At 63.6% G+C, this 253-nt stretch carries 1 protein-coding gene; it reads left to right on the forward strand.

The features are described from left to right. Positions 1-34 precede the first annotated feature (34 nt). Positions 35-253: hypothetical protein (locus tag Q4528_RS14860; protein ID WP_303522443.1), on the forward strand; the 219-nt coding region annotated here is incomplete at its 3' end.

The following is a 253-nucleotide window of genomic DNA, read 5'->3' on the forward strand; positions in this document are numbered from 1 at the left end:
CTGCGCGCATGCTCTAACCAAGGGAAATTCCGACATGAACAGAACCCTCATGAATGTCTTGGCGAGTGCGCTGCTGGCCGGTATTGCGATTTCCGCGCGCGCGCAGAACGCTTCAGCACCGCAAGCTTCTCTGGCCAGTGCCAGTGCCAGTGCCAGCGCACAGCAAGGCACGTCGTCAGCTGTCCGCCCGGCCGTCGCCGCCGGCGCGCAGCTCGGTCAAGGTACACGCAGCTCCGAGTCCGATGAATTGGGC

Origin of the sequence: Staphylococcus pasteuri (assembly GCF_030547725.1) — a bacterium.
In the GTDB taxonomy this organism is placed as follows: Bacteria; Bacillota; Bacilli; order Staphylococcales; family Staphylococcaceae; genus Staphylococcus; species Staphylococcus pasteuri.